Source organism: Bacteroides sp. HF-4919, assembly GCF_018860125.1.
This window is the reverse complement of sequence record NZ_JAHKNF010000001.1, coordinates 634953-655477: the sequence shown is the minus strand read 5'-3', so window position 1 is coordinate 655477 and position 20525 is coordinate 634953. Positions and strand designations below refer to the sequence as shown.

Sequence of the window (20525 nt, the reverse complement as noted above, 5' to 3'; positions counted from 1 at the left end):
AAAAAATAGTAAACTCAAAAAGAAATCCTTATTTTTGCGTGCAATAATGAAAAATATAACATAACATTATGATAAAAATAACATTTCCTGATGGCTCTGTTCGTGAGTATAACGAGGGAGTAAACGGACTGCAAATTGCAGAAAGTATCAGTTCGCGTCTGGCGCAAGATGTATTGGCGTGTGGAGTGAACGGTGAGATTTATGATTTGGGACGTCCCATCAATGAAGATGCTTCGGTAGTGCTTTATAAATGGGAAGATGAACAGGGTAAGCATGCTTTTTGGCACACAAGTGCTCACTTGTTGGCTGAAGCTTTGCAGGAGCTTTATCCGGGTATTCAGTTCGGTATTGGTCCGGCTATTGAAAACGGTTTCTACTATGACGTTGATCCGGGAGAGGCTGTCATCAAAGAGTCTGATCTGCCTGCAATTGAGGCAAAAATGGCTGAACTGGTTGCAAAGAAAGAAGTTGTGGTTCGCCGGGATATCGCAAAAAACGATGCTTTAAAGATGTTTGGTGACCGTGGGGAAACTTATAAATGTGAGCTGATTTCGGAGTTGGAAGACGGACATATTACAACATATACACAGGGTGACTTTACGGATCTTTGTCGTGGCCCTCACTTGATGACAACCGCACCTATTAAAGCTATTAAGCTGACTTCTGTTGCCGGTGCATACTGGCGCGGACATGAAGACCGTAAAATGCTGACTCGCATTTATGGTATTACTTTCCCTAAAAAGAAAATGCTGGATGAGTATCTGGCTTTAATGGAGGAAGCTAAAAAACGTGACCATCGTAAGATTGGTAAAGAAATGCAACTTTTCATGTTCTCCGATACGGTGGGTAAGGGATTGCCTATGTGGCTGCCGAAAGGAACTGCTTTGCGTTTGCGTTTGCAGGATTTCCTTCGCCGTATCCAGACTCGTTACGATTATCAGGAAGTGATTACTCCGCCTATTGGTAACAAGTTATTGTATGTGACTTCGGGGCACTATGCAAAATATGGTAAAGATGCATTCCAACCCATTCATACACCGGAAGAGGGTGAAGAATACTTCCTGAAACCGATGAACTGTCCTCATCATTGTGAAATTTATAAGAATTTCCCTCGTTCGTATAAGGACTTGCCTCTGCGCATTGCTGAATTTGGTACTGTGTGTCGTTACGAGCAGAGCGGTGAACTTCATGGATTAACACGTGTGCGTAGCTTTACACAGGATGATGCACATATTTTCTGTCGTCCGGATCAGGTGAAGGGAGAGTTCCTTCGTGTGATGGATATTATTTCAATCGTGTTCCGTTCTATGGATTTCACTAACTTTGAAGCACAAATTTCTTTGCGCGATAAAGTGAACCGTGAAAAATACATTGGCAGTGATGAGAACTGGGAAAAAGCTGAACAAGCTATCATTGAGGCCTGCGAAGAAAAGGGGCTGAAAGCTAAGATCGAATATGGTGAAGCTGCGTTCTATGGTCCTAAATTGGACTTTATGGTGAAAGATGCTATCGGTCGTCGTTGGCAGTTAGGAACTATTCAGGTGGATTATAATCTGCCGGAGCGCTTCGAACTGGAATATATGGGATCGGATAACCAGAAGCACCGTCCGGTGATGATCCATCGCGCTCCATTCGGATCTATGGAACGTTTTGTTGCTGTATTGATTGAACATACCGCCGGTAAATTCCCGTTATGGCTGACTCCGGAACAAGTAGTTATTCTCCCGATTAGTGAGAAGTTCAATGAATATGCGGAAAAAGTGAAGACTTACTTGAAAACAAAAGAAATTCGCGCAATTGTGGATGATCGCAATGAGAAGATCGGCCGTAAAATTCGTGATAACGAGATGAAGCGCATTCCGTATATGCTGATTGTCGGCGAGAAAGAAGCTGAAAATGGTGAAGTTTCTGTCCGCAGACAGGGAGAAGGAGACAAAGGAACCATGAAATTTGAAGATTTTGGTGAAATTTTGAACGAAGAAGTTCAGAATATGATAAATAAATGGTAACTTTGCGCCCAATTGTAAAAGCACAGCATTTTGATAATGTTCTAAAGACAGCTTTTACTTTAATACATAATTTAATTTGGTAGACAATAAAAAACAAACTGGAAGTAAACGTTATTTAATGAAGAATGACAGTATGAAATCGCAATATCGGATCAATGAACAGATCCGTGCGAAAGAAGTCCGCATTGTAGGTGATGATGTAGAGCCTAAAGTATATCCCATTTTTCAGGCATTAAAATTGGCTGAAGAAAAAGAAATGGATCTCGTGGAGATTTCTCCCAATGCCCAACCACCTGTTTGTCGTATTATTGACTATTCCAAGTTTCTGTATCAGTTAAAGAAGCGTCAGAAGGAACAAAAGGCTAAACAGGTAAAAGTAAACGTAAAAGAAATACGTTTTGGTCCGCAAACGGATGACCATGACTATAATTTTAAGTTGAAACATGCTAAAGGCTTTTTGGAAGATGGTGACAAGGTGAAAGCTTATGTTTTCTTCAAAGGTCGTTCCATCCTTTTTAAGGAACAAGGTGAAGTGCTTCTGTTGCGTTTTGCTAATGATCTGGAAGACTATGCAAAAGTCGATCAATTGCCGATTCTGGAAGGTAAACGTATGACGATTCAGCTTTCTCCGAAGAAGAAAGAAGGAGTTGTAAAGAAGCCTGCGGCTCCCAAACCAGCTGCTCCGGCTACAGTAAAAGCAGAAAAGCCTGCTGAAAACAATGAAGAGTAAGAAAAATGCGTAACGCGCAGGTATAGTGCGTTGCCATATAATTTAATAATTTAAAAACAATTAAGATGCCAAAGATGAAGACTAACTCCGGTTCTAAAAAAAGGTTTACCCTTACCGGAACAGGTAAAATCAAAAGAAAGCACGCTTTTCACAGTCACATTTTGACTAAGAAGTCTAAGAAGAGAAAAAGAAACCTGTGTTATTCAACAACTGTTGATACAACAAATGTAAGCCAGGTTAAGGAACTCTTAGCTATGAAGTAATCAAAAGCGTACAAAGTATTATTAAAGTTATTAACCGAATGCTTTAGCTTCAAGTTCGTTACGTGAAGTAACGGCGCTAACATTCAAAAAAGAGAAAACTATGCCAAGATCAGTAAATCATGTTGCTTCAAAAGCAAGAAGAAAGAAAATTTTGAAATTGACCAGAGGTTACTTTGGTGCAAGAAAAAATGTATGGACCGTAGCTAAAAACACTTGGGAAAAGGGTTTGACCTATGCGTTCCGTGACCGTAGAAACAAGAAGAGAAACTTCCGTGCTCTTTGGATACAACGTATCAATGCTGCTGCACGTCTGGAAGGAATGTCATATTCTAAACTGATGGGTGGTCTGCACAAAGCCGGTATCGAAATCAACCGTAAGGTTTTGGCTGACTTAGCTGTTAACCATCCGGAAGCTTTCAAAGCTGTAGTCGCTAAGGCTAAAGCAGCTTAAGTTCCGACAGTTTTATGATTTACAAAATGCTGGTTACATTAACTGTAACCGGCATTTTTCATTTTTAAAGCTGGGTTTATAATTTAAAAAATAGTCTAAGAGAGAAACAAAATCTTCTTTTTCCTTGTTTATCTCACTAAAAGTAACTACATTTGTTGTAGTAAAATATTAGCCGCATTGATTGGATCGGGAAACTCATCAATTAAACTGAAAACCGAGACAAGCTTCGCTTCTCAATGGCGGGCCACATCCTTCGGGATAACTTTATAGTCGGTGGATTACAAAGAGGACGGGCACTCAAATCATGTCATTCGGAGTTTCATCACATCATCGGTGCGGCTTTTTAATAAAGGAAAAGGGCGGTAATCATTTAAAGACTACCGTCCTTTTTTTATGCTGTTTTCTTTTAAATACACATATAGTTATGATATTCTATTTTTCAGGAACTGGAAATTCTAAATGGATTGCGGAGCAGATTGCAAGGGTACAAAACGAAACACTTGTTTTTATGCCGAATGCCATTAGGGATGGAATAAAAGAGTTTGTGTTGGCGGATAATGAAAAAGTAGGTTTTATTTTTCCTGTTTATTCATGGGGACCTCCGTTGGCCGTGTTGCAGTTTCTGGATTGGGTCACTTTGGCTAATTATCACTCCCAATATGTCTATTTCGTGTGTTCTTGCGGAGATGATACAGGATTGACGGAGAAAGTGTTTTGCAGGGCGTTATCTCGTAAAGGAATAGAGTGTAATGCCGGATTTTCGGTGACGATGCCTAATAATTATGTGTTGCTTCCCGGATTTGACGTGGATAAGAAAGAATTGGAGAAAGAGAAATTAGAAAAAGCTGTCGGCAGGGTAGAAGAAGTTAACTACTCGATAAATGCTCGTGAGACGGGTTTTCATTGCAATGAGGGGAGTTTTCCATGGTTGAAAACGAAGATACTGAATCCGCTTTTTAATCGTTTTATGACTTCTGCAAAACCGTTTTATGTTACTGATGATTGTATCGGTTGCAAGCGCTGTGAAAGAATATGTCCGGTTGGGAATGTAGTTGTGATAGGGTGGAGACCGGTGTGGGGGATGGACTGTACATCTTGTTTGGCTTGTTACCACGTTTGTCCGAAGCATGCAGTGCAATATGGGAAAAGAACCAGAAGTAAAGGGCAGTATTTAAACCCTAATGTGAGTATTTCACACGAATCAGCTAAGTAGAAAGTATTATAAAGAAAAGCCTTTGTATAGCCTGTCCGGGAGAATACAAAGGCTTTTTTACAGAGTTAATCTTTTATTGTAATCTGGCAATTGGATAAATCCTCAATAATGGCAAGAGACTCTACTCTTACTCCTCTTTCTTCAAGTGTTTTACGTCCGTTTTGAAATGCTTTCTCAATGATGAATCCCATTCCTACCAGATTGGCACCAGACTGTTTGATGAGGTCGATAACACCTAAAGCAGCGTTTCCATAGGCCAAGAAGTCATCGACAAATAATATATTGTCTTTTGGGGTAAGGAAGTCAGAGCTGATGACTACTTCATAATCACGGTCTTTAGTGAATGAATGTACTGTAGTGCTCAAGGCATTTTGTATGGTTCTTGGCGACTTTTTCTTGGCAAAAACGACGGGTAAGTCCATTAAATAGCCCGTCATGATGGCCGGAGCAATTCCGCTGGCTTCTATGGTCATGATCTTATTGACGTTTGTTCCGGCAAAAAGGCGCACAAACTCTACGCCAATTGACTTCATTAGTACCGGGTCCATCTGGTGGTTGATAAAACTATCTACTTTGAGAATTCCCCCTTCATAGCATTTTCCGTCTTGCAGGATTCTTTTTTTAAGTAATTGCATGATTATAATAATAAGTTAATGTGCCCAATATGCCAATGCGCCGATGTATTCGGATGGTACATCGGCATATTGGGTTCATTGGATGATTATTTATTGTTTCTCAGGTCCTTCACTCTGACAGCTTTGCCTTCACTTTGTGGTAGAGAGCCTTTCTTTACCAATTTGAGTTTGGGCGTGACAAGTATTTCGTCTTTTAGCTGGCGGGTAATGTCCTTACGTATCTTTTCAAGTTCAATGTAATTGTCTGTAGAAAGATCGCTCAATTCTACTTCTACAATCATTTCATCTTGGTTGTTAACAGTCTCAAGTGTGATAAGGTAATTGCTTCCCAATTCGGGGAATTGTACCAATATCTTTTCTACTTGCATGGGGAAGATGTTGACTCCTTTGATGATAAACATATCGTCACTACGGCCTTTGATGCGGTCAATTCGGATATGGGTACGTCCACAGGGACATTCTCCCGGTAAAATACGAGTGAGGTCACGTGTACGATAACGTATGAGCGGCATCATTTCCCGATCAAGGGTAGTGAGTACGAGTTCTCCGATTTCTCCTTCTGGGACAGGTTCTCCGGTTTCGGGATTAATGATTTCTACATAATAGCAATCTTCCCAAAAGTGCATGCCATTCTGCTCTGTACACTCAAACGCGACACCGGGGCCGTTCATTTCGGTCATTCCAAAACTATTGTATGCTTTAACACCTAACATGCGTTCTATTTTTTTTCGCTGTTCGTCTGTGTGTGGTTCTGCACCGATTACGAGAGTTTTGAGAGTGGTACTGCATGGATCGATCCCTTCTTCCTGAAAGACCTCAGCTAAGCGGATGGCATAACTGGGGATGGCGTGGAGGGCAGTTGTTTTAAAGTCGGTAATAAACTTGATCTGGCGTTTACTGTTACCGGCAGCGGCAGGTACAGTTAAAGCTCCCAGCCGTTCAGCTCCATATTGGAATCCGAGTCCTCCTGTGAACATACCGTAACCGGAACTGTTTTGAAAAACATCTGTATTACGTATGCCTACACAATATAAGCATCGTGCAACCAGATTGGCCCATGAATCTAAGTCATGCTGTGAATGGACAATAACCGTTGGTGTTCCTGTTGTTCCGCTTGAAGAGTGAATACGTACTCCGTCTTCTTTCATATTTCCGGCGACAAGTCCGAAAGGGTAATTGGCTCGCATATCTGCTTTTGTGGTAAAGGGCAGTTTACGGATGTCGTTCAGTGATTGGATACTTTCCGAAGTGATGCCATGCTCTTGAAATACTTTCTTGTAATAAGGGGCATTGGCTGCTATATTAATTGTTTTCTTGAGTCGCTCGAGTTGTAGTTCCTGCAGTTTTTTACGACTCATGGTCTCTATCTCTTCTTCCCAATATGTTGTATTCATGGCTTATAAATTATTTAAGTAGGGGTGATAATGTATCAAGGTGATAATGCAACGGTTGTCCCGATCACATTATCACCTTTTCTATATTCAATTGTTCCTGGTCATTTCATCGTTTTTTCTGCGATCTCTTTTCCGGCAGCCAAGGCTTTTAAATTGAGTTCGACTATTGTATCACCTTTTTTCTGGAATATTTCACGAATACTATCCTGTATCTTTTCGTAATCGATGCCTAAGAATGGGATAGTGGCACCTAATAAAACAATATTGGCAACTCGTGTAGAGCCTATTTCTTTGGCTACTTTATCTACATTCAGAACAACCTTATGCGGCAGTTTATTGATTTCTACCATAACATCTGCCTCAGCGGGATAATTGGGGATATTAACAAATGGAGTTTCGTTTGTTACCAACCAACCTTCATGGCTGAGGTAGGGGAGGTATCTAAGCCCTTCCATGGGTTCAAGGGAGATGATCAAATCACATTTACCTGAGGGGATCAGATCTGATGCAATGGGCTGGTCACTGATTCGGAGATTCGACTGTACATCTCCGCCACGCTGGCTCATGCCGTGCACTTCTGCCTGTTTCATGTACAGACCGTCTTTGAGGGCGGCCTTTCCGATTACTGTAGCGATGGACAGGATACCTTGTCCACCCACACCTGATAATATGATATCTTTTTTCATGGCTTACTTACTTCTTTTTTTACGTGCTAATGTTTGTATACACTCTCTGCGTGGGATGATAACGGATACTCCTCTATAATCTATTTCTTCACGGATGATCTGTTTCATCTCTTCATAGTTTTTCTTTAAAGGAACAACTATACGGATGTGAGCCGGATCTACGCCTAATCCGGCGCAAATAGCTTCAAGTCGGCCTGTGCCGGCAGAATCTTGTCCACCGGTCATTGCTGTTGTTTCATTATCGGATATGACAATGGTAACATTGGCATTCTCGTTGACACAGTCCAAAAGTCCGGTCATTCCGGAGTGAGTAAAAGTAGAGTCTCCGATTACAGCGACAGCCGGATGGAGCCCGCCATCGGATGCACCTTTAGCCATAGTGATAGATGCTCCCATGTCTACACAAGAATTGATTGCGTTAAATGGTGCATTTGCTCCCAGCGTATAACAACCAATGTCGCTGAATACTTTGTGAGTAGGATATTCTTCTTTCAATACTTGAGTTAATGTTATATACATATCTCTATGCCCGCAGCCTTCGCACAAAGCCGGAGGGCGCATCTCTACAAGATTCGGAACACTGAATTCGGAACGATTCTCTTTGCCGACAGCGCGTGCCACGGTGTCCGGATTTAATTCTCCATCTTGTGACAATGTACCGTCGAGACGACCTTTTACTTTTAATCCTATGCCCAGATATCCCTTCAGTTGCTTCTCAACGAATGGTTGTCCATCCTCTAATACGAGGATTTCGTCACATTCATTGATTAATTGCATCAATTGCTTTTTGGGAAGTGGATACTGCCCAATTTTCAAAACGGGATATTCGCAACCGTCAGGATAATTTTCCATCAAGTAATTATAGCCGATTCCACAGGCTACGATGCCCATTTTTTTATTGGGGCCATCTACGTATCTATTATAAGGTGATTCTTCGGATGCTTTGATAAATTCATCCTGACGTGTAAGTAATGCTTTATAACGCTTGCGTGCGTTGCCCGGTAGCAGGATAAACTGGCGTGGATCTTCACTGAATGAGATTTCGTTTTGTGCTTTTTGTGCTTTGTTTTCTACACCTGAACGAGAGTGAGCCAAACGTGTTACCATGCGCATTAGTATCGGTTCACCGGTTTTCTCGGAAAATTCGAAACCATTGTATACCATGTCATAAGCTTCTTGTTGGTTGCTCGGTTCGTACATGGGTATTAATGAGAAGTCGCCATAGAAACGGCTATCTTGTTCGTTCTGTGAAGAGTGCATACTGGGATCGTCTGCCGCAACTACAATCAGTCCCCCTTTTACGCCTGTGATGGCTGAATTGATAAAACAGTCAGCAGCTACGTTCATTCCCACATGTTTCATGCAGACTAATGCACGCTTGCCGACAAAAGACATACCCAAGGCGGCTTCCATAGCCGTTTTTTCATTGGCACACCAGCGGTTGTGTATGTTACGTTCGCTCGTGATAGGAGCCATCTGGATGTATTCGGTAATTTCAGTGGATGGAGTACCGGGATAAGCGTAAACGCCTGAAAGTCCGGCATCCAGTGCTGCTTGTGCAATGGCTTCGTCGCCAAGTAAGAGTTGTTTGCTCATATCTTATTTTCTTTTGGTGTTAATCACGTATTCTGTTATAATATCGGGCAAAGATACGTTTTTAAGATCATTTTATCACGGGATTACTTAAAAATCTTTCTTTCATTCAGTGATTTCCAGTATTTTCTTGCATTGACCATGTGGTCTGCATAGTTGGAAGCAAAATTATGAGTACCCGAAAAATCTTCTTTGGCACACATATAAATATAGTTATGTTTTACATAATTCAATACACTATCAAGCCCTTTGGGAGAAGGTATCCGGATAGGGCCCGGAGGAAGACCCGTATTCAGGTAAGTGTTATATGGAGACTGTATGCTTAAATGCTGGTTGGTAATTCTGCGCAGACTAAAATCTTGTAAGGCGAATTTGATTGTTGGATCAGCTTGCAGAGGCATACCTGTATGTAAACGGTTTATATATAATCCCGCAACCATCGGCTTTTCATCGTTGTTGTTAGTTTCTTCTTCTACAATGGAGGCTAATGTACAAACTTCTTCAGGTGTCATTCCGATTGTTTTAGCTTTTAAACATCGGTCCTCGTTCCAGAATTTATTATGTTCTTTTTTCATCCGGGCGAAAAAGTCTTCTATGCTGATGTCCCAATATACTTGGTAGGTTTCAGGGATAAAAAGGCAAGGCATGGTAGCTTTCGTATATCCCATTTTCTCTTGGAAAGCGGGATCGTATAACGCTGTAGCAATTTCAGTGGAGTCAATCATTAACTGTTTTCCTATGCTGCGGGCTAATCTGTCCAGAGTTCGTACACTTCCGATGGTCAAATTGACAGGTGTTTGGTATCCTCTTGATAACCTACTATATAGGTGGTATGCATTATCACCCGGTTTGATAGCGTAACGTCCGGTGTGGATGTTTTTACTAAATTCACGGAAATGGGCCATCCATTTAAAACCATCAAAGTTATGAGGATTTCCTTGCTTTTTTATTTTGTTGAAAATAGAATCTGTAGTGTCATCACGATCTATATAAATATAAGTGGTTTTACTTGGATGAAATTGAGGATAGAACAAATAGTAATAAACTATTCCGGAACCAGCAATGCCAATGAAGAGAATAATAGCCAGTATGCTGAAAAATATATTTTTTCTTTTCTTATTCATATAGAATATTCACTATTTATAAAGTTGTGCCAAAGTTAAGAAGATTTCAAAGATGTTTGTTCTTGGATAATAAATGTTTTCTGTCTGTTTAGTTATTATTTACTTTTTAGGGGTATTTACTTTTTCATTTTTAGTTTTTGATATACGCTTTTGTTCCCGTTCATATTTTCCACAAAGCGATATTTGTTTGGCTCTCTAGTTTATTTTCTAAAGAATCGGGAAGAGGAGAAAAGAAATCTAAGCCGGTGAGCTGTTCAACGCTGTCAACTGAGACTGCATAATTTCGTAGTGGTTTTGTTGCAGGTTCGTTGTTGAAAACAAATCCAATAGCTTTGGGGGGAGAACCGTAAAGAGAAAGGATGACCTTGAAAAATCTTGTTGGTACGGTTACCTGGTTCTTGCCGATTGTATGGGATTCTTTATTCATTATCGGACCGCAGACAATGAAGATGGAACTGTCGGCTACTGCCCACTCACGTACTTTATCTTCCAAGTCTTTCCATTTTCGCCGGTTTAATTCGGGGTGTTGCGGGCATATATTGCTGAAATAGAAAGACTCTTTCATAGCTTCGTTACTCCACTTCATGTCGGCAGCGGGGGCCATATGTCCCTTGTCGAATCCGGAATGTGAATAATCAGAATTAGTTGCCATATTGCCTTTGATAGAAGGATCGGCGAGGAATTGATTGTTTCTTTGGGCATTTCCCTTTGTTTCTTGTCGAGTGAGTTCATAAGCTACCCAGTTTGGAATCTTTTGGATTGTATTATAAGATACAGTGTATCCCTTGTGACAAACCAGCTGTCCGTTTAGCGAGTGTTGAGAAATTGGAATCTCCAGATTCTCATAACGTAAACAGTTAGGTACAGCTTTCTTTTTTGATTCCTTTATTGTCTGAAAGAGGGTAGTCTGAATCTCCGGTATGCAAAGATAGATTCCATAAATTAAAGGTAAGATTGCAAATAGGGCTATTCCGAAAATACTCTTAAACGAATTTCTATGATATTTTTTAGACGACTTTTTTCGCTTGTTTTTCATGATATTGAAAATTTAAAGCTTGAAATTTCGAGTAATATGTGGGTACGTAGGCATTATTGTATTCCAATGATTATTGTTAGCAGCTATTGTATGGATAAAATTAAGGTGTAACAGGTATTTATATACAAGTTACACCTTTTGGATAATAAAAGAGCCGCTAGCCAGACTTGAACTGGCGACCTACGCGTTACGAAAAAACGCTTTTCGGCTGAGGATTTAGAACTAACATCGTTGATTTATAACGTGTTAGTTTCTTGTCTCGTTTTCACTATTATTTTGGTGACACTCTTATAGACACTCTGATAGTGTGTCGGGTTAATATTATTTTTGTTTCATATCGTTTTATATATAATTAGCGCTACCTTTTTGAACTATCTCCGGCATAATAATAAAAGCAATATTATGACCGATGAAGAACTAAGAAAATTTTGTTTAGAGCAAGCTGTTTTAATTTCAATCAATAAGAAATCGCTAAACGAATTTGGACGTATATCTGAATCAATTTCATTATTTGATTTGTCTAATATGATTTTTCAATATATCAAATCGGGTGCAAAACCGACAGTTAAAATCAGCGTTTCAATTGATTGATTCTGGGATTAATAGTGTTTATTTCCGATTAATACAAAAGTCATATATGATTCTTTCATAAGGAACATCTCCTTTATACAGAAAGCCATACTCCCCGTAAGGTATATCAGAGTCAACTATGACTTTAAACGCATTATTTTGCATTGGTATTGCAGTAAACGGTATTGTATCAATATTAAAGGCTCTGTATCTACTCCCTGAAAGTACCTTTTCTTTTTCCAATCTTAATGCCCTGTTTTTATTTGTTCTAAACAAACGAACAAGTATAAAATCATTAGGCGTAATGCCATATATAAAAGGATAATTTCTTATCATCATTCCAACTTCCTTCGCATTCAACATCCGATCTTTGGTTTCATCTATAAAAAAAAAGAAAAACTCTGGCCTCTGATTATCTGTGACCGTTTTAGATTCAGTACTCCTAAGGCTTAAGGATATACTTGGTTTTTCCCACCCAATCAGGTCTAAATTATTCTTTCCATCTGCAAACGCCGAAGGAGGAATCATGCTTATCTCCCCTGCCTTTCCTCGAAGATATAATCCCAATTTAATATCGTCTTGTGCAAAGCATATTACAGGATAAATCAACAATAATAATACCATTACATTTTTTTTCATTGCATATTTCATGTTTAGACACAACTCTTACAATCTCAACTGTCCGACAACCAAACTAACAGAGTATATTTCACTTTTAGGTATCTTAAATTCAGGATACTTTTCAGAAAACTCCGAAACACATAATATCGCATCATCGGCATCATAAATTCTTTTTATAACGATCCCTTGCGCCGTATCCAACACATGAACCCGCCCCCATTGTATAAAGTTTGAATTTTTAATAAACAGGCAAGCGACTTCATCGCCAGAATTATATGCAGGTGTCATACTGTCGCCTTGTACTTGAATGGTAAAATCGTATTTAGGGAATGCTTTTACCAAAGGAATTTGTTCGCATTGGCTCTTTGTAACTCCTTCCATTGCTATAGAAATAGCCCCCGCCGCGGCTGTATATGGGATTCTTGGACGTGTTTCTTCAACATATTTAGTAACATCACCTTTGCGTTTCATATCTCCTTTTCCTGTAAAAAACCATTCTACAGAAACTGGAAATTCTGCAATTGCAGAATATATTAATTGCAGAATATCAATATTCGGACTACTTTGCCTTTCTCCTAATATTGAAGACATTGTACCTATCGGTACTCCCGATTTTCTACAAAGCTCTGATCTATTACCATCAAAAAGCTCATTTACAACTATTTGTATTCTTTCATTTATTGTAGTCATAGCACATAATTATTTAGAAATAATCTAAATTACTTCAATTGCATAAAATTAATACGTTTAAATTTTAATGTTTACGCAATTGCGTATATCTTTGTCGCATCAAAGTTAATCAATCAATCAAGAAATAACAAATTAAATAGATAGAATTATGAAAGCAATCATTGACTATAAAAGAGTAAATAGCGAATTAACCGGTGCAATCATGGTAAATGAATACAATGGCAATCTTAGCTACATCGCAGTAACAGCATCTTCAAGTAAAACATTCAAATCGATGAAGGGCGCTGAAAAATACATGGCCAAATTCAATTACGCAAAATAGTAAAAACAAATAATAAGTAAAACAATGGAAACATCAACACCAATTAAGCCGACTCTTCTTGAAATGGAGATCGGAGCAAAAGTAGCCTTCCCTAAAGATCGAAGAAAGTCAGTAAGAACTACAGCATCAGACATTAAAACGGATGAAGGCAAAGTGTTTACGACTTGGATTGAAGACGATAAACTATTTGTGAAACGCAATAAATAATAGAGTTATGTTAGACAGGTATCAAGAAATATTGCAAGCAGCTAAAGACATAACATTTAGCAAACGCACCGCTCAAAAACTTGTAGGTGGGCAAAGGAGACTTGAAAGGCTTGTTGCTCAAAACAAAATCAGGGCACTTAAAACTACACCAGCGCAAAACGGACGATGGGAGTGTAATGCAGCCGACGTTTTAAGACACACAGTGCTAACCACTAAATACGCCTCAGTATGTTAACTCCTAAACAGTCCCCTTTCGCCCTAATCGGCATGTTTCTCGCCTGTTTGCTTGCAGAAGGCGAACCGGAACCGGGTAAATTAATCATCGCACTTCTGGCCGTAATTGTAACGGTACTGTATGTGATAGTATGTAACGAAGTAAATCAACGCAGAAATGAAAAGAGAAAATCTGAATTGTATCGGTAATTGCCGCCTCTGTTCCGTTCTGGGCGAATGCCCGGCCGATCATGTTCATTGCGAAGATTGCGGAACCGAAATAGAAACGGGCGAAGGTATTGAAGTCGAAGTTGAAGCGGTGCAGAACGGCCGACACGGTACGAAAATGATAACGGTATGTCCGGGCTGCTTCGCGGAGTACTATCAGGGAGATGAAACGATAGGGTTTGATTAAAAACGAGTGAAAAAGGATGAAAACTATAGAATTATTTAATGACCATTTCCAAAATTATAAAGTATACGGGATTCCCAAAGCGCAATTAATTATTGCAGATGTGCCCTACAATCTTGGAAACAACGCTTACGCCTCCAATCCTTCTTGGTATGTCGATGGCGATAACAAGAATGGCGAAAGCGATCTGGCTGGCAAAGAGTTCTTTGATACAGATAAAGACTTTAGACCCGCAGAGTTTATGCACTTCTGTAGCCAAATGTTGATGAAAGAACCGAAGGAGAAGAGCAAGGCTCCCTGTATGATTATCTTCTGTGAATTTGAAGATCAGTTCAGATACATTGAACTCGGGAAACGTTACGGGCTGAATAATTACATAAACCTTGTGTTTAGAAAAGACTTCTCCGCACAAGTCTTAAAGGCAAACATGAAGATTGTCGGCAACTGTGAGTATGGTTTGCTTTTATATAGAGACAAACTCCCTAAGTTCAACAATGACGGACGAATGATATTCAACTGCTTCGACTGGGTGCGGGACGGTGAGACTCCCAAGGTGCACCCAACGCAAAAGCCGGTACCGCTACTTCGTAGATTGATAGAAATATTCACCGACAAGGGTGATGTAGTCATAGATCCGTGTGCCGGTAGTGGCTCTACTTTGTTAGCCTCTGCCCAATTAGGACGTAAAGCATACGGATTTGAAATAAAGAAAGATTTCTTTAGAGAGGCTAATAAGTTGGTTTTATCCCGAGTCCAACAATCGTTATTTTAACCTTTAACTCCATAAAAATAAATCAATTATGACACACTGGAAAACCCAATTTAATTACCCATATCTGGGCGCTCACAGCCTTCCGGAAGGCAAAGATTTAATCCTTACTATCCGAGAAATGAAGCGCGAAGAAGTGACCGGGGAAAACGGTAAGAAAGATATGTGCTTAATCGCATATTTTCACGAGAATGTCAAACCGATGGTAGTTAACAAAACCAACTGTAAAACATTGGAGAAACTGTTTAAAACGCCAGATATTGAGCAATGGATCAATAAGGCTATGCAAGTCGGCTCCGCTCGTGTAAATGTAAAAGGAGAAATGGTAGATGCACTTCGTATCAGACCATTTGCGCCGAAACTGGATGATACCAGATCAACCGTTGAAACCGGCTCCGCAATCTGGAACAACATTATAGACGGTTTAAAAGGCGGCTATACAGTAAATCAGGTTATCGCTAAGTACAAACTAACCAAAGAACAAATAAAAGAATTACAGAAACATGAAATCCATTAGAATAAAACGGGCAACAACTTGTGGTGTCAGGGTTTGCGAAGGTGAATTATTTGAGGCGCATGGCTTTCAGTTCTGTATAACAAATAGTTTTGATCCGGTTATCTATTATGCCATCGAAGTAACCTCCGGTATGTCTGCATGTAAGCGGTTTACATTTTATTTTGAGAATGAATACGCTTGCATTAAAGCTGTAAAGCAATGGATTGTACAGAATGGAGCACTTTTCGATAATAATTTGCTTGATCGTAGTAAAAAGGCACTGATAAAATACAATATTAAATTTCCTCTAAATAATAAAATATGAAATCCGCTGAACAAAAAGAATTTGAATGGAAAGAAAAACGGCGTGGTCTGATTACAGCCTCCGTTCTTCCTGATCTGATGAAAGCCGGCAAAGGTACGCCATTTGGCAAAGCCGCTTTAGATGTGATGTTTGCTGTTCGCTATGAACGCCGAACCGGAGTAACCCGAGAAAACGGCACAGCAAAGGCCTTCGATTGGGGGCACGAAAATGAACCGCTCGCCGTGGAATGGCTACGTACGCAGCTATTAAATGAAATCAAGTCCTGTACTACCGATTTTGAGGACATCGTATTTAACGAGCCGTTTGAAGGCTTTGGCGATTCGCCGGATGCCTATGTATATGGCTTTGATGGAAAAGTATCGGCACTGGTTGAAATTAAGTGCCCGATGTCACAAGGAAAGATCGAGTCACTACAACTGCTACAGGAAATTAACGACAAAGATGAATACTATTGGCAGTTTCTCGGGCATTTCCTCGGTCGCCCGGATATAGATACCCTATATTATGTCATCTATGACGGCTATGTAAATGACGGGCGTCTGCTTGAAATGCACCGGAGTGATCACACTGAAAACATACAGAAGTTGTATGACCGGGTACGACTGGCAAATGAAATGATAGACGAATCATTACGGAGTGGTCGGGATTTTCCGGAATGTATCGACAAGGCTAAGGAAGTTTTAGCGATAAAGGCTGAAATTGAAACATTAAAACCGAAAGCAAAAGGCAATGTCCCGGTACAAAATCAAATAACAAGGCTAAAAAAGCAATTAAAGAAATTGAAATTAGCAAGTACTGTCACAACACATTAACATAACATTTTAAAATATACAATTATGATGCACACTTGGTTTTTATGCAAAATCCGTTACGAGAAAATAGACTCAGACGGAGTTAACAAAAAAGTTACTGAACCCTATTTGGTCGATGCACTCAGCTTCACCGAAGCGGAAGCACGTATTATCGAAGAAACGACACCGTTTATCACTGGCGAATTTACCGTTACCGATATAAAACGTGCCAATTATAGCGAACTCTTTCCATCTGATGAAGAAGCGGCCGATAAATGGTATGCCGGACGACTTGCTTTCGTTGTGCTGGATGAAAAGACCGCAAAGGAGAAACGAACCTATACGAATGTACTTGTACAGGCTGCCGATCTCCGCGATGCTATGAAGAAAGTAGATGAAGGTATGAAAAATACCATGGCGGAATATCAATCTATTGCATTGAAAGAAACTGCAATTATGGATGTCTACCCATATCGTTCAAAAGATAAGTAACAACAAACCGGGTGAAAGTCCCGGTTAACGGAGCGTAGCTTAAAGGATAGAGCAGCGGCGCGCGCAGTAAAGACAGCAGTATAGGCGGTTCGATTCCGCCTCGCTCCACTACTAACAAATATTATCAAGATGGCAAAATACAACAATACCAAGTACAAAGGATACGACTCTATTCGCGAGTATAGACGGGCGCAAGAACTGAAACTGCTCGAGAAAAAGGGGATTATCTCTGGTCTGCAGGAACAGTGTAAATACGAGCTTATTCCGGCGCAATACGAGTATTATGAAGTGAAGGGAATCCGGAAGATGCTGCAGAAAAGAAAGCTATTGGAGAAGTCCCTGTCCTACTATGCCGACTTCGTTTATTATCGTGATGGCGAATTAGTGGTGGAAGATGCGAAAGGGATGAAAACGAAAGAGTATATAATCAAAAGAAAACTGATGCTTAGCATACATGGTATCAGAATAAAGGAGGTTTAATCATGGCAAAGAAAATCATTCAATCACAAAGTAAACCGGACTGCCGGAGGTGTAAGTATGGAGGTGAAGAAAAGAATTATATGTGTTACTGCTCCGCTCTGAGTGTCTTTAGATCGGTAGGCGTAAGGCCGTGCAGTTATTATGTTTCTCGATAATATGGATGGATATACGTTAATGGAACAAATGCGAAGAGCACGCAGACGCAACAGGCTTACCGCTACCGAACAAGCACTATTTTATGAATTAGTTGCAGTTTGTAATAGCGAGGGTTGGGAGGACGTTTTCAGTTGCTCAAACATTGAACTATGCTGTTCCCTCAATATCGACGAGAAAACTTTAGTTCGGGCACGGTTATCTCTAATTAATGCAGGACTGGTTTATTATAAATCGGGTAAAAGCAGAAGAGTAGTCGGTTTATATTCTTTCTCTAAAAAGTTCAAAGATGAATCGCCAAAGAAAAAGCCGACTACCGGAAAAAATACGGTAGATGTGCCAACCGAAAAGCCAACCGAAAAGAAAGGAGATACGCCAGCCGATGCGCCAACCAATATGGGAGCCAATCAGCCAGCCGATGCGCCAGACTATATTAAAACTAAAACAGAAACTAAACTAAAAGAACTCTCTCTATCTCTCGACGAGCTTTCTTTTATCTCTTTTGAGTTTTTAGATGTCTTTCTGTTGTGGCTGGAATACAAAAAAGAACGAAGAGAAAAATATAAATCTGATCGGTCTGTTAAGGCATGCTATGACAAGTTAGTCAGATTAAGCGGAAATGATGCGAATGTAGCAAATGAAATCGTTAATCAGTCTATCGCCAACAACTGGGCAGGGCTTTTTGAACTTAAAAATAATTGTAGAAATGGAAACAAGGAGCAAACAAATGATGTCGATCAAACAACTATTATCATTCGGAAGGCCGACATCTGACCCTGTGCCCGCAAAGGATCGGGCAGAATGGTTTAAAGAGTGTTGCCGTTTTGTATGCAGCAATTTTCAAATAGACAAATCAAACCGAAATGTGATGAATCAAATATTTCTGTACATGGAAAAGGACAGGTCGAAACTGGACCCGGAAAAAGGTATTTTGCTTTGTGGCCCGGTCGGAACCGGAAAATCTACCATTATGCAGATAATGAACCGATACAGATACTTTGTAAGCGGACAGGATAAAGGCGGTTATCCGATGGGAGGTTTCCGTATTGATTCTGCTTCATTCATTGCAAATAGCTTTTCTATGCGAGGCAAGGATGCACTGGAATTGTACACGTACAACAATGGCAGTCCGCGCATGATGTGCTTCGATGAATTAGGGCGTGAACCCATTCCGGCAAAATACTTCGGTACAGAGTTGAATGTAATGCAATATATCTTTCAGTGCCGATACGAGCTCAGGAGAGAAGCCTTAACGCATGCAACAACAAATCTATCAATAAAAGATTTGCAACTTAAATACGGCGCTTATATCGCTGATAGAATTAATGAAATGTTTAATGTGATCGAATTAGGAGGCAGCAGCAGACGATGACACCGATAAAAAGAAATAAGAATCCAGCAGGTGACTTTAAAAAGTCAGTAGTTCGCATAGACCTCGATGACTGGAAGCGGCTCGACGCTATCAGAGCTAAATACAAATTCAAAAGTATCTACGAAATCATGCAATATCTGGTAGGTGCATTTCTGAGAGTAGCCGATCCGGAACACGAAGAAAATGACGATCCCATACCGGACGAAATTACGGAAATGTTCAGCGACTTTGCGCAGGCTGAGAGGCAGTTCAACTACTCAAAGCCGAAACGGGCATTGCCGCAACACGTGAAAGACGAGAAGAACGGACAACTACGATTTAAATTTTAAATAATGATTAAGAAACCAATCAACGCAAATTATTTGCAAGATGTTCCGGAACATCATAAGCCCGTGAACGAACAGAACCGGAAGTATATCGACCGATTCGTTACAGAGAATTACGAATGCTTAAACAGCAAGTTTAAAACAGACGAAAAGATCAATTCAAGCGGATTCGGGGCACTCGACAAGCTGAACGAGACACTTCTAAGGCTTTATACTGATCCGGATTTATGCTTTACGAACTGGCCGGATGCAGAACGGTATATGTCGAGCAAGTTCACTGAAAAAGAACTACGCATCCCGGTTCGGAAACCAAAGAGAGGGGATGAAGTGGAGAATTAATTTAAAACAATACAGGAATGAATAAAAAGGAGGCGGGGTGTAAATCCGCCTCCCTGTCTACTCTCAACCCTCTTCACGTATCCTTATCCGCTTGTAGAAACCAAGGTTTAAGTATGTGTAAGTTGTTGTTTTCGCTGTTACTGGGATGGGGTTCTGACAATTTTTGATACAATCTGATATTTTATTTGATAGCATCCCAGCTATTATTGATAGCAGGAATTCTTTCATAAAATGATTGTTTATTTTTAGTAACAGTATATACCTGGTAGGATTCGAACCACATATCCAATTGAAAGTTGGAGCTTAACCATTCGGCCACAGGTATAAAAACAGAAGCAAATATACATTTTTAATTGATAGAAAAAATATTATGGCAAAAATTTATGTAGCAAGTAGCTGGAGAAACTCATATCAGCAGGATGTTGTATCGTTTCTCCGAAATGAAGGTCACGAAGTGTATGATTTTACACATCCAAACAGTGACATGAATTATGGCTTTTCATGGTCGAATATTGATCCTAATTGGAAGAACTGGACCACACAGCAGTATCGGGAGGCTCTCAATCATCCGATTGCACAGAAAGGTTTTGAATTAGATTTCAATGCTATGAAATGGGCGGATGTCTGTGTTATGGTTCTTCCTTGTGGTCGGTCTGCTAATACAGAAGCCGGATGGATGAAAGGTGCAGGTAAAAGAGTTATGGTTTACTCTCCAAAGGAGCAAGAACCGGAGCTTATGTATAAGATATACGACTTCATAAGTGACAGTATGTTTAGAATCAATGATAAGATAAATAGAGTATAACAAAGCAG

At 40.0% G+C, this 20525-nt stretch carries 29 protein-coding genes and 2 tRNA genes; 22 read left to right on the top strand and 9 right to left on the bottom strand.

Annotated features, from left to right (window positions below):
* Positions 1-68 precede the first annotated feature (68 nt).
* The 5 genes from thrS to KO473_RS02820 all read left to right on the top strand — a co-directional run bounded on the left by thrS (position 69) and on the right by KO473_RS02820 (position 4666).
* A complete protein-coding gene (thrS, locus tag KO473_RS02840; protein WP_005776475.1) occupies positions 69-2009 on the top strand; it encodes a threonine--tRNA ligase in 1941 nt (646 codons plus the stop codon).
* 118 nt (positions 2010-2127) lie between these two features.
* Positions 2128-2739, top strand: a complete 612-nt coding sequence (infC, locus tag KO473_RS02835) for a translation initiation factor IF-3 (protein ID WP_032530688.1) — start codon at positions 2128-2130, stop codon at positions 2737-2739.
* 65 nt (positions 2740-2804) lie between these two features.
* Entirely contained in the window at positions 2805-3002 is a 198-nt protein-coding gene (rpmI, locus tag KO473_RS02830; RefSeq protein WP_004297539.1) for a 50S ribosomal protein L35, read from the top strand.
* Between the two features lie 100 nt (positions 3003-3102).
* Positions 3103-3453, top strand: coding sequence for a 50S ribosomal protein L20 (rplT, locus tag KO473_RS02825; protein WP_002561638.1), 351 nt, complete (start codon positions 3103-3105; stop codon positions 3451-3453).
* 424 nt (positions 3454-3877) lie between these two features.
* On the top strand, positions 3878-4666 hold the full coding sequence (locus KO473_RS02820; RefSeq protein ID WP_005809022.1) for an EFR1 family ferrodoxin: 789 nt from the start codon (positions 3878-3880) through the stop codon (positions 4664-4666).
* A 65-nt stretch (positions 4667-4731) separates the two neighbouring features.
* Here KO473_RS02820 and xpt read toward each other — a convergent pair whose 3' ends face one another.
* From xpt to KO473_RS02790, 6 genes are all read right to left on the bottom strand, one after another.
* The gene (gene xpt / locus KO473_RS02815; RefSeq protein ID WP_005776479.1) at positions 4732-5301 is read right to left on the bottom strand and encodes a xanthine phosphoribosyltransferase; all 570 of its coding nucleotides are present in this window, start codon (positions 5299-5301) and stop codon (positions 4732-4734) included.
* Between the two features lie 86 nt (positions 5302-5387).
* Positions 5388-6695, bottom strand: coding sequence for a phenylacetate--CoA ligase (locus KO473_RS02810; protein ID WP_005819326.1), 1308 nt, complete (start codon positions 6693-6695; stop codon positions 5388-5390).
* Positions 6696-6796: 101 nt separating this feature from the next.
* A complete protein-coding gene (locus KO473_RS02805; RefSeq protein ID WP_005819328.1) occupies positions 6797-7381 on the bottom strand; it encodes an indolepyruvate oxidoreductase subunit beta in 585 nt (194 codons plus the stop codon).
* 3 nt (positions 7382-7384) lie between these two features.
* Entirely contained in the window at positions 7385-8977 is a 1593-nt protein-coding gene (locus KO473_RS02800; RefSeq protein ID WP_005819330.1) for a thiamine pyrophosphate-dependent enzyme, read from the bottom strand.
* 83 nt (positions 8978-9060) lie between these two features.
* The gene (mltG, locus tag KO473_RS02795; protein WP_005819332.1) at positions 9061-10098 is read right to left on the bottom strand and encodes an endolytic transglycosylase MltG; all 1038 of its coding nucleotides are present in this window, start codon (positions 10096-10098) and stop codon (positions 9061-9063) included.
* 160 nt (positions 10099-10258) lie between these two features.
* Positions 10259-11134, bottom strand: coding sequence for a DNA/RNA non-specific endonuclease (locus KO473_RS02790; RefSeq protein WP_005819334.1), 876 nt, complete (start codon positions 11132-11134; stop codon positions 10259-10261).
* A gap of 402 nt (positions 11135-11536) precedes the next feature.
* Here KO473_RS02790 and KO473_RS02785 point away from each other — a divergent pair, with 402 nt between their 5' ends.
* Positions 11537-11725: a hypothetical protein gene (locus KO473_RS02785; protein WP_005819336.1), complete on the top strand. Its 189-nt coding sequence runs from the start codon at positions 11537-11539 to the stop codon at positions 11723-11725.
* Between the two features lie 18 nt (positions 11726-11743).
* Here KO473_RS02785 and KO473_RS02780 read toward each other — a convergent pair whose 3' ends face one another.
* Together KO473_RS02780 and KO473_RS02775 are read right to left on the bottom strand one after the other, a co-directional pair.
* Positions 11744-12343: a hypothetical protein gene (locus tag KO473_RS02780; protein ID WP_005819338.1), complete on the bottom strand. Its 600-nt coding sequence runs from the start codon at positions 12341-12343 to the stop codon at positions 11744-11746.
* 27 nt (positions 12344-12370) lie between these two features.
* Positions 12371-13015 carry a S24 family peptidase gene (locus KO473_RS02775; protein WP_005819340.1) on the bottom strand — a complete coding sequence of 215 codons (645 nt, stop codon included), beginning with the start codon at positions 13013-13015 and terminating at the stop codon, positions 12371-12373.
* A 148-nt stretch (positions 13016-13163) separates the two neighbouring features.
* Between KO473_RS02775 and KO473_RS02770 the strand changes: the two genes are divergently transcribed.
* From KO473_RS02770 to KO473_RS02700, 15 genes are all read left to right on the top strand, one after another.
* On the top strand, positions 13164-13337 hold the full coding sequence (locus KO473_RS02770) for a hypothetical protein (RefSeq protein ID WP_005819342.1): 174 nt from the start codon (positions 13164-13166) through the stop codon (positions 13335-13337).
* Between the two features lie 24 nt (positions 13338-13361).
* Positions 13362-13544: a hypothetical protein gene (locus tag KO473_RS02765; protein ID WP_005819344.1), complete on the top strand. Its 183-nt coding sequence runs from the start codon at positions 13362-13364 to the stop codon at positions 13542-13544.
* Positions 13545-13772: 228 nt separating this feature from the next.
* Positions 13773-13967: a hypothetical protein gene (locus tag KO473_RS02760; protein WP_005819348.1), complete on the top strand. Its 195-nt coding sequence runs from the start codon at positions 13773-13775 to the stop codon at positions 13965-13967.
* Complete coding sequence (locus KO473_RS02755; protein ID WP_005819350.1) at positions 13936-14172, top strand: hypothetical protein; 237 nt, start codon at positions 13936-13938, stop codon at positions 14170-14172. Before KO473_RS02760 ends, KO473_RS02755 begins: the two co-directional genes overlap by 32 nt.
* 16 nt (positions 14173-14188) lie before the next feature.
* On the top strand, positions 14189-14941 hold the full coding sequence (locus KO473_RS02750; RefSeq protein WP_005819351.1) for a site-specific DNA-methyltransferase: 753 nt from the start codon (positions 14189-14191) through the stop codon (positions 14939-14941).
* Positions 14942-14969: 28 nt separating this feature from the next.
* A complete protein-coding gene (locus KO473_RS02745) occupies positions 14970-15455 on the top strand; it encodes a hypothetical protein (protein ID WP_005819353.1) in 486 nt (161 codons plus the stop codon).
* The gene (locus KO473_RS02740; RefSeq protein WP_005819355.1) at positions 15442-15759 is read left to right on the top strand and encodes a hypothetical protein; all 318 of its coding nucleotides are present in this window, start codon (positions 15442-15444) and stop codon (positions 15757-15759) included. The genes KO473_RS02745 and KO473_RS02740 overlap by 14 nt, the downstream gene beginning before the upstream one ends.
* Positions 15756-16571 carry a YqaJ viral recombinase family protein gene (locus KO473_RS02735; protein ID WP_005819357.1) on the top strand — a complete coding sequence of 272 codons (816 nt, stop codon included), beginning with the start codon at positions 15756-15758 and terminating at the stop codon, positions 16569-16571. The genes KO473_RS02740 and KO473_RS02735 overlap by 4 nt, the downstream gene beginning before the upstream one ends.
* A gap of 24 nt (positions 16572-16595) precedes the next feature.
* Complete coding sequence (locus tag KO473_RS02730) at positions 16596-17042, top strand: DUF4494 domain-containing protein (protein ID WP_005819359.1); 447 nt, start codon at positions 16596-16598, stop codon at positions 17040-17042.
* 29 nt (positions 17043-17071) lie between these two features.
* Positions 17072-17150, top strand: a tRNA-OTHER gene (locus KO473_RS02725).
* Between the two features lie 21 nt (positions 17151-17171).
* On the top strand, positions 17172-17522 hold the full coding sequence (locus KO473_RS02720; protein WP_005819360.1) for a DUF1064 domain-containing protein: 351 nt from the start codon (positions 17172-17174) through the stop codon (positions 17520-17522).
* 141 nt (positions 17523-17663) lie between these two features.
* Positions 17664-18449, top strand: a complete 786-nt coding sequence (locus tag KO473_RS02715; protein WP_005819364.1) for a helix-turn-helix domain-containing protein — start codon at positions 17664-17666, stop codon at positions 18447-18449.
* A 94-nt stretch (positions 18450-18543) separates the two neighbouring features.
* The gene (locus KO473_RS02710; protein WP_032537357.1) at positions 18544-19047 is read left to right on the top strand and encodes an ATP-binding protein; all 504 of its coding nucleotides are present in this window, start codon (positions 18544-18546) and stop codon (positions 19045-19047) included.
* A complete protein-coding gene (locus tag KO473_RS02705; protein ID WP_005819368.1) occupies positions 19044-19376 on the top strand; it encodes a hypothetical protein in 333 nt (110 codons plus the stop codon). Before KO473_RS02710 ends, KO473_RS02705 begins: the two co-directional genes overlap by 4 nt.
* A gap of 3 nt (positions 19377-19379) precedes the next feature.
* On the top strand, positions 19380-19712 hold the full coding sequence (locus KO473_RS02700; protein WP_005819370.1) for a hypothetical protein: 333 nt from the start codon (positions 19380-19382) through the stop codon (positions 19710-19712).
* Positions 19713-19969: 257 nt separating this feature from the next.
* On the opposite strand, the gene KO473_RS02695 is transcribed toward KO473_RS02700, so the two are convergent.
* A tRNA-Glu gene (locus KO473_RS02695) sits at positions 19970-20037 on the bottom strand.
* Positions 20038-20082: 45 nt separating this feature from the next.
* Between KO473_RS02695 and KO473_RS02690 the strand changes: the two genes are divergently transcribed.
* Entirely contained in the window at positions 20083-20517 is a 435-nt protein-coding gene (locus tag KO473_RS02690) for a hypothetical protein (RefSeq protein WP_005819375.1), read from the top strand.
* The last annotated feature ends 8 nt before the right edge of the window (positions 20518-20525 follow it).

What these genes read in the sequence shown, in the direction of transcription:
- xpt (WP_005776479.1), bottom strand. Translation starts at nt 5,301, where the DNA reads ATGCAATTACTTAAAAAAAGAATCCTGCAAGACGGAAAATGCTATGAA.
- KO473_RS02775 (WP_005819340.1), bottom strand. Translation starts at nt 13,015, where the DNA reads ATGACTACAATAAATGAAAGAATACAAATAGTTGTAAATGAGCTTTTT.
- mltG (WP_005819332.1), bottom strand. Translation starts at nt 10,098, where the DNA reads ATGAATAAGAAAAGAAAAAATATATTTTTCAGCATACTGGCTATTATT.
- KO473_RS02750 (WP_005819351.1), top strand. Translation starts at nt 14,189, where the DNA reads ATGAAAACTATAGAATTATTTAATGACCATTTCCAAAATTATAAAGTA.
- KO473_RS02740 (WP_005819355.1), top strand. Translation starts at nt 15,442, where the DNA reads ATGAAATCCATTAGAATAAAACGGGCAACAACTTGTGGTGTCAGGGTT.
- KO473_RS02730 (WP_005819359.1), top strand. Translation starts at nt 16,596, where the DNA reads ATGATGCACACTTGGTTTTTATGCAAAATCCGTTACGAGAAAATAGAC.
- KO473_RS02765 (WP_005819344.1), top strand. Translation starts at nt 13,362, where the DNA reads ATGGAAACATCAACACCAATTAAGCCGACTCTTCTTGAAATGGAGATC.
- KO473_RS02745 (WP_005819353.1), top strand. Translation starts at nt 14,970, where the DNA reads ATGACACACTGGAAAACCCAATTTAATTACCCATATCTGGGCGCTCAC.
- rpmI (WP_004297539.1), top strand. Translation starts at nt 2,805, where the DNA reads ATGCCAAAGATGAAGACTAACTCCGGTTCTAAAAAAAGGTTTACCCTT.
- rplT (WP_002561638.1), top strand. Translation starts at nt 3,103, where the DNA reads ATGCCAAGATCAGTAAATCATGTTGCTTCAAAAGCAAGAAGAAAGAAA.
- KO473_RS02780 (WP_005819338.1), bottom strand. Translation starts at nt 12,343, where the DNA reads ATGAAAAAAAATGTAATGGTATTATTATTGTTGATTTATCCTGTAATA.
- KO473_RS02705 (WP_005819368.1), top strand. Translation starts at nt 19,044, where the DNA reads ATGACACCGATAAAAAGAAATAAGAATCCAGCAGGTGACTTTAAAAAG.
- KO473_RS02690 (WP_005819375.1), top strand. Translation starts at nt 20,083, where the DNA reads ATGGCAAAAATTTATGTAGCAAGTAGCTGGAGAAACTCATATCAGCAG.
- KO473_RS02710 (WP_032537357.1), top strand. Translation starts at nt 18,544, where the DNA reads ATGAATCAAATATTTCTGTACATGGAAAAGGACAGGTCGAAACTGGAC.
- KO473_RS02720 (WP_005819360.1), top strand. Translation starts at nt 17,172, where the DNA reads ATGGCAAAATACAACAATACCAAGTACAAAGGATACGACTCTATTCGC.
- KO473_RS02810 (WP_005819326.1), bottom strand. Translation starts at nt 6,695, where the DNA reads ATGAATACAACATATTGGGAAGAAGAGATAGAGACCATGAGTCGTAAA.
- KO473_RS02805 (WP_005819328.1), bottom strand. Translation starts at nt 7,381, where the DNA reads ATGAAAAAAGATATCATATTATCAGGTGTGGGTGGACAAGGTATCCTG.
- KO473_RS02785 (WP_005819336.1), top strand. Translation starts at nt 11,537, where the DNA reads ATGACCGATGAAGAACTAAGAAAATTTTGTTTAGAGCAAGCTGTTTTA.
- thrS (WP_005776475.1), top strand. Translation starts at nt 69, where the DNA reads ATGATAAAAATAACATTTCCTGATGGCTCTGTTCGTGAGTATAACGAG.
- KO473_RS02760 (WP_005819348.1), top strand. Translation starts at nt 13,773, where the DNA reads ATGTTAACTCCTAAACAGTCCCCTTTCGCCCTAATCGGCATGTTTCTC.
- KO473_RS02770 (WP_005819342.1), top strand. Translation starts at nt 13,164, where the DNA reads ATGAAAGCAATCATTGACTATAAAAGAGTAAATAGCGAATTAACCGGT.
- KO473_RS02820 (WP_005809022.1), top strand. Translation starts at nt 3,878, where the DNA reads ATGATATTCTATTTTTCAGGAACTGGAAATTCTAAATGGATTGCGGAG.
- KO473_RS02755 (WP_005819350.1), top strand. Translation starts at nt 13,936, where the DNA reads ATGAAAAGAGAAAATCTGAATTGTATCGGTAATTGCCGCCTCTGTTCC.
- KO473_RS02735 (WP_005819357.1), top strand. Translation starts at nt 15,756, where the DNA reads ATGAAATCCGCTGAACAAAAAGAATTTGAATGGAAAGAAAAACGGCGT.
- infC (WP_032530688.1), top strand. Translation starts at nt 2,128, where the DNA reads ATGAAGAATGACAGTATGAAATCGCAATATCGGATCAATGAACAGATC.
- KO473_RS02800 (WP_005819330.1), bottom strand. Translation starts at nt 8,977, where the DNA reads ATGAGCAAACAACTCTTACTTGGCGACGAAGCCATTGCACAAGCAGCA.
- KO473_RS02715 (WP_005819364.1), top strand. Translation starts at nt 17,664, where the DNA reads ATGTTTCTCGATAATATGGATGGATATACGTTAATGGAACAAATGCGA.
- KO473_RS02700 (WP_005819370.1), top strand. Translation starts at nt 19,380, where the DNA reads ATGATTAAGAAACCAATCAACGCAAATTATTTGCAAGATGTTCCGGAA.
- KO473_RS02790 (WP_005819334.1), bottom strand. Translation starts at nt 11,134, where the DNA reads ATGAAAAACAAGCGAAAAAAGTCGTCTAAAAAATATCATAGAAATTCG.